General features: G+C 52.7%; 8 protein-coding genes. 6 read left to right on the plus strand and 2 right to left on the minus strand.

The window, feature by feature from the left end; translation table 11 throughout:
* Positions 1-9 precede the first annotated feature (9 nt).
* Positions 10-957, minus strand: a complete 948-nt coding sequence (locus tag VBE63_RS22230; protein ID WP_323685209.1) for a glycosyltransferase — start codon at positions 955-957, stop codon at positions 10-12.
* Positions 958-1,664: 707 nt separating this feature from the next.
* On the opposite strand from VBE63_RS22230, the gene VBE63_RS22235 reads away from it, so the two are divergent.
* From VBE63_RS22235 to VBE63_RS22260, 6 genes are all read left to right on the plus strand, one after another.
* Positions 1,665-2,768: a hypothetical protein gene (locus VBE63_RS22235; protein WP_323685210.1), complete on the plus strand. Its 1,104-nt coding sequence runs from the start codon at positions 1,665-1,667 to the stop codon at positions 2,766-2,768.
* A 68-nt stretch (positions 2,769-2,836) separates the two neighbouring features.
* Positions 2,837-3,865 (plus strand): hypothetical protein, encoded by a 1,029-nt coding sequence (locus VBE63_RS22240; protein ID WP_323685211.1) that lies wholly within the window; start codon positions 2,837-2,839, stop codon positions 3,863-3,865.
* Complete coding sequence (locus VBE63_RS22245) at positions 3,866-4,927, plus strand: glycosyltransferase family A protein (RefSeq protein ID WP_323685212.1); 1,062 nt, start codon at positions 3,866-3,868, stop codon at positions 4,925-4,927.
* Positions 4,928-4,953: 26 nt separating this feature from the next.
* The gene (locus tag VBE63_RS22250; RefSeq protein ID WP_323685213.1) at positions 4,954-5,814 is read left to right on the plus strand and encodes a glycosyltransferase family 2 protein; all 861 of its coding nucleotides are present in this window, start codon (positions 4,954-4,956) and stop codon (positions 5,812-5,814) included.
* A gap of 131 nt (positions 5,815-5,945) precedes the next feature.
* Positions 5,946-6,716, plus strand: coding sequence for a hypothetical protein (locus VBE63_RS22255; RefSeq protein WP_323685214.1), 771 nt, complete (start codon positions 5,946-5,948; stop codon positions 6,714-6,716).
* A 46-nt stretch (positions 6,717-6,762) separates the two neighbouring features.
* On the plus strand, positions 6,763-8,214 hold the full coding sequence (locus VBE63_RS22260) for a lipopolysaccharide biosynthesis protein (protein ID WP_323685215.1): 1,452 nt from the start codon (positions 6,763-6,765) through the stop codon (positions 8,212-8,214).
* A gap of 71 nt (positions 8,215-8,285) precedes the next feature.
* On the opposite strand, the gene VBE63_RS22265 is transcribed toward VBE63_RS22260, so the two are convergent.
* Positions 8,286-8,508: tetratricopeptide repeat protein (locus VBE63_RS22265; RefSeq protein WP_323685216.1), on the minus strand; the 223-nt coding region annotated here is incomplete at its 5' end.

Here is an 8,508-nt window from a genome sequence, read left to right on the forward strand (position 1 = left end):
ATCGCTCGCTTATTTTAGTCGCTTGTTTTGTTGTGCTAATAGTGCCTTAATACCAGTAGCAGTGCCGCGAAATTGAGCGAGGTTGTAGCGAGCTTGGAAAACGTCTTCAGAATCTTGGGTCAAAGCCGCTTTTAACGCCCGCCACTGTAGCTCCAGGTTTTCGCGCAGCATCCAACGCGGCATTCCGAACAGGAGACTCGTTGACATATCTAAGTTACTGTTTATTCCGGTCGTTACACCATTTTTAAAAGCACGTTCTAAGGCCCATTCTGGTGAACAACGTTCTTCTGGAACATAATGTCGAACCAGAGCACCCGGAATGTACACTGGGCTGACACCCAACTCGACTAAGGCTTTCTGCATCGCCGTCTCCTGACCAGTGGCTCCAGATTTCGCGCCTGGCCCGACATCAGGATTAAAGCCGCCCGCCCGTTTGATATCAACAGTGTACGCCGCCCAATTGAAGCCGATAAACCAAAGCGCCCCCGGAATCAGTGATTCATAGGTGACAGGCGCCCAGCCCTTTGCCGAATCTGGCAGATACTTTAAGAGCCATTCCGGCGGCTCTTTCACATAATCTGCGGCAAAAGGACCGCCAAAAAAACAATTGTTTGGGTTGTGGTCGGCAGCTTCGGCATATTGCTTTATCAGATTTGACTCAACTTGGATATCGTCATCAAGAAACACAGCAAGTTCGTCGTCCAGAGTGTCCATAGCGGCATTTAACGCTAGACTCTTGTTGCCGTTCTGCACATAGAGATACTCAGGCACGAGCCATGATTTGGTTGTCCGCAGACATTCTTCGACCCCTACTCGAACGCCATTTTCGATGACAATCAGCCTAACCTTTCTATCCTCGGGGCGCTGACAGGCCAGAACAGACTCAAGCGTCCGTTGAAACAATGGGAACCGGTTGTGAGTTGGTATTAACACTGCCAGGGAAGCTTGGCTACGCATGAAACGCTCCGATCTGTTGGGAGGGCGAAGATGACGTTCGGGCATACTCCCAACAGCACCTTCATCAGGTATCGTTCTAGCATATCAATACATTATGAAACTGCCGTTCTCGCGAGCATACCCGAGCTTGAACTTAGCCGGAAGACTTCGACGAAGACACTCTCACTGAGACAACAAGTCACTAGCGGGAGCATTGATTGGGGCAAGTGCCGACCTCAAGGCAGCCTGGAAAACGAGATTACTGAGGCGGCGTCTCACAGAGTGCCACACACGTGGCGTAAGAAAAACGATATTTTTGCTGCTAAACTCCGATGACTGACGTGGCATATTTACCGCCGTCGTTCGACGTGACCACGTGACCGGTACCCGCGTGCGAGTCATGATCACAACGCCCCGAACTCCCGCGATGGAGGCTAAGATAGAATTGGTGGTCGATCTTTATCCGGGCCTTGATCATAACTTCGTCCACCTCAGTCAGCCCGCATGGTTGTCAAGTTGTAAGTTATTGTTTTATATGGCTCGGCATACAGGAATCCTCCGTGCTGGACGGACTTATGTCAAGGCCTTTATCCGCGAGAGAGTTGGCCAGGCCGTGGAGCCAAGCAGAGGAACCAGCGTGACTCTTGGGTGACCCTGCAGACTCTCAGGTCCCGCTGCTCTACTGACCCTCTAGCATTCCTTGTCGTTGTTACTCTGTGGAAACCTCGATGCTGAACAATCTGTCGTCTCGCCCTCGGTTATACTTACATCTTGGGACGCACAAGACCGGCACCACGGCTCTGCAAGCATTCTCCGTCGCTAATCGCGACAGGTTGAAGTCTCTTGGACTTTATTATCCCAATTTTTCTCCGTTCACGCCGGGGCCGAAAGATGGTCATCACGCTCTAGCACATGCATTTTCAGATGAACCCACACAGTTGAGCCAGACACAAGCAGAGTCTTTGATAGGCCAATGGCATGCCGAAGCCTGTGAGACTGGCCTGACAGTGATCATTAGCGCTGAAGCAATTTACCGACATGTGCTTGGTAACGGCAACTTTCTGGAAAAAAGAAGGCGCTATCTAGAAAAATTGAATACAGCATTGGCCGATTTCGAGGTCATACCGGTGTTGGTTTTTCGTCGGCCGGATGACTATCTGCGCAGCTTGTACCAGGAGAACGTTGCGAAAAGCTCGCCCCCCCGCCGGATGCCGACCTTTGCTGATTATATTTCTCACCCACCCCCGGGTATTCATTACACATCGAATGCCAATGTAGTCGAACGTGTATTTGGCTCAATTCGAGTGTTAATCTACGAAGATCTCTTGGGGGCGCTTGGCGAATCCTTCTATGCAGCATTGGGCATTGATCTGAGCGACTGTGTATCGACGCAGCATGTTCGTCCCAGTTTGTCTTCAGAAGAGACGGTCATCAAGAATGTGATCAACCAGCACTTATCAACACGCGATGAAAGCGATAAGTTGATTGAGTTGCTACGTACCCCTTTGATTCAGAAAGCCGTGCGGAACGCATATCCTGATCCGCCCTATGATTTGTGGCCTGATCTTACGAGCAGGCAGACGTTCCTTGATAGCCGGGCAGACGATGTCGCTCAACTTCGAATGCGCTACTTTCCGGAGCGGGCATGTTTATTTGACGAATGGGAATCAAAGACCATGGGCCGCCCTGTGCCTGAGCCTCCTCAAGTGTTACTCGAGCAAATCAGGACACATTTGCCAAGCATTTTAAATCCGACAGATCCCAAACGCATTTTAATTCCGATTTATTGGTTTCGTTCTGCGATCAAGAAACTTTGGCGAACATTACACTGAGTACCAGATGTGTGCCTGCCCGTACCACCAAAAGTCATCAGTTGAGTAACGAGCTTTTGTCATGATTGTTGAATTACCAACCCAGCGCGCTGGCGCTCGACAACCACATGAAAGCAACACTCAACAATAGCGTCCTCATCGCCTTGGGCATGCACCGCAGTGGCACATCCGCCTTGACGGGTGTCCTGCAATGCGTGGGCGTGCATCTTGGCGAGCGGCTTTACGCGCCCCAACCCGGGGTCAACGATAAAGGATTCTACGAGCATGGGCCAGTCGCTGACATCAATGACCGAATCCTCTACACCCTAGGGTCAGCTTGGGACGACATTCTCCCACTAGATCCAGCCTGGTTCGAGGATGAACGCCTCCATCCGCTCGCTCAGCGGTTGCGGCGCGTCTTGCAGCGAGACTTTTCTAAGGTGCCACTCTGGGGGCTGAAAGATCCACGGATGTGCCGTCTCATGGCCTATTGGCTACCCTTGTTGTCCAGTTTATCTGTCCAGCCATATTTCATGCTGGTGGTGCGACATCCAATGGAAGTTGTTGGTTCGCTAGCCAAGCGTGATCGGTTTTCGGCCGAGAAGTCCCTTCTCCTTTGGCTTGAACACAACCTCGAAGCCGAGCGCCTCACCCGTGGATATCCGCGCCTCGTTGTCACCTTTGACGACCTACTCAGAAATCCACTGATCCTGCTTAAGCGAACTCAGGCGAACCTCGGCCTCGAGTTCCCGATTCCATTGCCAAAGGCCCGTGACCGTATCCAGACTTTCGTCACGCCAGCACTTCGGCGCCAGCAAGCCCGGGAGCTTCCCGAGACCTTCCCCCTTGGCGATGTCGTCAACACTGTCTTCGAGACCTTCCTGCAAGCCGCAGCATCAGAAGGCGGTGAACCGTCGCAATCCGTCCTGGATAGCGCGCGAGATCGTCTTGAGCAGCATCGTGCAGCCTACCCCGCCTTGCTCGTCGAGCAGTTGCGACTGATCGGTCGGCAGCGTGGGTACGCGCAAGCGCTTGTCGACCGTATTTTTGCCTCTTGGTCGTGGCCGCTCGGAAAACCCTGGCGCTTCCTCGAGCGCTTCTCGGGTGGAGATATCTAAATGGCATCTCGTGGCGAAGCTGCTCCGCGGGTCAGCGTACTGATGACCACCTTTAATACTGGCCCCGTCATTCAAGACACTGTCGACGCCATACTGGCACAAACCTTTGAAGATTGGGAACTGGTGATTGTCGACGACTGTTCGTCGGACGATACCGTTGAACGACTTGCGGGCTATTCCGACCAACGCATCCATGTTCATCGTAATGCCACCAACCAAGGCATCAGCCAAACACGTAACCGAGCGATCGCCCTAGCCCGCGGCGAGTATGTCGCCGCCAACGACCATGATGATCTCAGCCTTCCCAGCCGGCTCAGCCATCAGGTCGCCTATCTGGATGCGAACCCCGATGTGGTGCTGCTCGCCACTGCCGCCAAGGAACTCGCCAACGGCCAACTCCGCTCTTGCTACAGCGGAGAAGTGCGCCCTCACATCTTGGCTTGGCGACTCTACACGCGTTGCAGTATCGTGCACTCCTCGATCTGTTACCGACGGGCCGCGCTCAGCGCCCATGGTCTCCAGTACCGTCCAGAATTCACCTATGCCGAAGATTTTGTGTTGTTCAGCGAGTTCAGCGACATCGGTGGCGTGGTGATTCTCCCGGAGGAACTCGTCGTCTACCGCGAGAGCGCCAGCAATGCTAGTTCTCAGAACACGCAGGCGATGAACGACAACGGCATGCGTTTTCTCAGACAACGTTACAATGCCTTGCTTGGTCGCGAGATCGCTGAACAGGACACAGCAACGCTCTGGAAACTCTTCAACACCGGCCTTCCCGCAGCCGATCTGAGCGAATTGCGCACCGCTGGAGCCCTCTATGCCGAACTTTTGCGGCACTTCCTGCGCAAGCATGGATACGCCCCCAGGCAGCAAGCCGAGGTGGAACAGTTTGCGGCCGAGGACTGGTGGCGCGTTGTCGCGCGATTTAGTCAAGCTCAGGGACGGTTTGACGCCCAAAGGCTGTATACCGGCGCCGAGGATTTAAGCCGCTGGAAACCACCGCTGAGCGCCTTGAGCAAAACCTACCTGAAATCAGCACTTGGCCGACTCGGCCTAATCTGATTCAACGAACGGCAGTACACTGAATTATGCGCATCGTTGCTATCCTGGCCAGCTACAACGAAGGGCGCTTCATGCGCGCCTGTCTCGAGCATTACCTGCAACAGGGTATCGAGGTGTACTTGCTCGATAACGAATCGACCGACGACACGGTCGACATTGCTCAGGAGTATTCCAACCAGCACGTGATTGGCATCGAGACCATACCCCGTGGCGGTCTGTATCAATGGAACAAGATCTTGCTACGCAAGGAGGTCATCGCTGACCAAATCAAGGCGGACTGGCTGATGCACGCGGACCCCGATGAAATTCGCGTTGCTCCAAACTCGAGTGAGACATTGGCCGAAGCCATCGCTCGTGTAGATGGCGAAGGCTACAATGCCATCAACTTCATGGAGTACACCTTTCTCCCCGTGCATGAATCCGATGACCATGATCATCCTGATTTTCAGAAAACCATGCGCTGGTACTATCCGTTTTCACCCAGACATCCGCATCGCCTCAATGCCTGGAAGCGACAACCACAGCGTTGGCCGGGTCTGAAGTCCTTCGCGCGCGAAGTCCTTCGCCACCGCCGCTGGACGGCACCCTCGGTAGATCTGCATTCAACTGGCGGGCACCTGGTCGACTTTCCAGGCATCAAGCCGTACCCAGACGATTTCAAACTCAAACACTATATTGTGCTGAGCCTTGGACATGCAATTCAGAAGTATGTCAAGAAGGACTTCGCCCCCGAAGAGATCGATAACTTGCATGGATGGCGCGCCACTGCTGCCGCTCACGATTTTTCATTGCCGTCGCAAAACGACATGCGAGTTTACACAACCGATGACGACCTCGATGCGAGCCATCCACTCGCCGAACACCTTCTGGTATCACGGACTCATTGAATCCCGAGCAGTCGAGCAAGACAGCCATGCAGCGAACTGCCGTCCTTTTCACAACGCACGTCATTAACAGAAATGTAAGGCAGCACTTCGCTAAGCTCCGCAACGAACTACCAGCGGATTATGATCTGATCTTGTTCTACGATGACACCGGTATTAGCGCCCGAAAAGCCGAGCGGTTAGCCGGACAGACCCCTACCCTACCCCATGATGGCGAAGCCTGGCGGCGCTATAAACGCCCAAGCCCCCTGTTTCCAAAAAAGATACCTGGCAATGCGGACGCGCTCATTTTTCACGCGATCGATCGACTGCCCGACTATTCTTTTTTCTGGTACATCGAATACGACGTCGCTTTCAGTGGTGATTGGAGGCTTTTTTTCCAGGCTTTTGAAGCTTCACAGGCAGACCTGATCACAACGTCCATCCGCACCAAGGCACAAATCCCGCATTGGCCATTGTGGCGGTCACTCAGTCCTCCACCTCATGTCGAGCTTGCGGATGAGCAGTGCTTGCGTTTATTTCTGGTGGTCGGCCGCCTCTCTCGGCGACTCAAGGATCAGCTCGCGCCCCTCTACCAACAAGGATGGACCGGCCACTTCGAGGCCTTACTCGGGACACTTGCCCTACAGCAGGGCCTAGAGGTCGAGGACATCGGGGGCGATAGTCACCTCACACGCCCGGAAAACCTAAATCGCTTTTATTGGAATACGCCCTTGCAGAACTCCCTCTCTCCGGGAACACTCGTGTTTCGTCCATTTCGATCCGCACCGGGTGAACAGCCCAACATGCTTTGGCATCCGATTAAGCAAGAGTCTCGTAAAAACTGGGACTCTGGCCGCGGTCGATTACGACAGTTTTCCTCCAAGGTTTTAACACGCATGAGAACAGTGCTAAACAAGCTGTAGTTCTATAGAAAGGTCGTCTTTTGGGATTCAACGATGCCGTTAACACATGCCTAATATTCGTCGATCGCTAGCCTGGTCATACGGCACCAAGTACCTGTTACTGGTTATACAGCTAGTATCCACCGTCATCATTGCTAGACTGGTTACTCCAGATGACATTGGTATCTATTCAGTCGCCGCCGTCTTCATCGGCCTAGGACAATTGATCCGAGAATTCGGCATCAATCGCTACATCGTTCAAGAGCCGGATCTGACATCGGCAAGAATACGTTCCGCATCCACCCTCAACCTGGCCTTTGGCTGGACGGCTGGACTCATCATTTTTCTCGCTGCAGGACCGACGGGTGATTTCTATCAACGGCCGGAAGTCCAGGAGGTCATGCAGCTACTGACGATCAATTTCTTCTTTGTTCCTCTTGGCGCCATTACTTTTGCTTTACTCAGGCGAGAGATGCGATTTGGCGATATCATGGTGATTCGGGTCGTGAGTGCGGCGGTCGGCACTACGGTCGGAATCGTCACCGCCTTTTATGGCGAGGGCTATCGCGCTTTAGTCTGGAGTGCTATTTCTGGCACGGTGACAACGGTATTACTTTGCTTCGTCTATAAGCCGAGGGATGTCTCACTCGTTCCTGGATTCGCCGAAATCTCACATGTGTTCAAATTTTGCCGCTACGCAGGTGCTGACAGTATCGTCTCTCATATCGGGAGTTCGTCCCCGGAAATGATCTTTGGAAAGGTTCTCGGCATGGAGTCGGTTGGAATTTTCAGCCGCGCCACAGGAACCATCACGCTTTTTAATTCATCCGTGCTAGAAGGCTTGAAGGGCGTTGTCTTGCCCGTCTTTTCACAGAAAGTGCGCGAAGGTAGCGCATCCAATGTCTCCTACGGCCATGCGGTTTCATGCCTAACCAGCCTGACTTGGCCTTTCTTTAGTGTGCTGGCCATTCTTGTCTACCCAACCATCATGACGCTTTATGGCGAGCAGTGGCTTGCCGCCGCTCCCCTAATACAATGGATGTGCTTTGGCGCCATCATAGCCAGTCTTCTTCACCTATCGGTTGACGTGCTAACCGCTGCTGGTCAAATCCGCGCTGTGTTTAAAATCAATCTAACCATGGTGTTATTACGACTTGCGCTCATACTGCTTGTAGCCCCTTATGGCTTGATTGCTGTCGTCGCAGTTTTGCAATTCCCAACACTAATACGCTTAGCCCTCGTTAGTTGGCAACTTGCTCGGCATATTGATTTTCGCCTGAGCAATATTTCCAAGTCGCTCTTCCAGAATGCATTGATCTCGATCATAACAGCGTCACCGGCAGCAACAGCAGTCGCATTAACGAATTTTCAGTTGAACGGCTCGTTGCTTTTATTTTTTGCCGTCCTAGTTCTTTGCGCATGCTTTTGGCTTGCAGCCATTTTTACGATTAAGCCACCCATTCATAACGAGTTCAGCTCATTAACTGATAAAGTTAGGAAGTCGAGGTCCAAGGCTTGAAGACATCTGATCGTTGTAGTAGCAAAGAGGATTCTCAGTGAGGAATCATGATTACCATCTTGATTCCGATGTCACAGTGTATAGCCTTTTTCCGAGAGTTTATTTCGCAAGCCCGGCAGAGGATAACCTAGCTTATAGGCCTTACGAGCTCGCATTCGAGCGCTATCGAATTCGCCGAGCGCGAACAAGGTGAGACCAAGATTGTAGTTGATCTCGGCATTTTCAGGCGCCATGCTCACAGCCTTCTCCAGATATTTCTTCGACTCCGGCAGGCGGTTTGCCCGATAATAATAT

The organism is Lamprobacter sp. (assembly GCF_034860625.1).
Taxonomy (GTDB): domain Bacteria; phylum Pseudomonadota; class Gammaproteobacteria; order Chromatiales; family Chromatiaceae; genus Lamprobacter.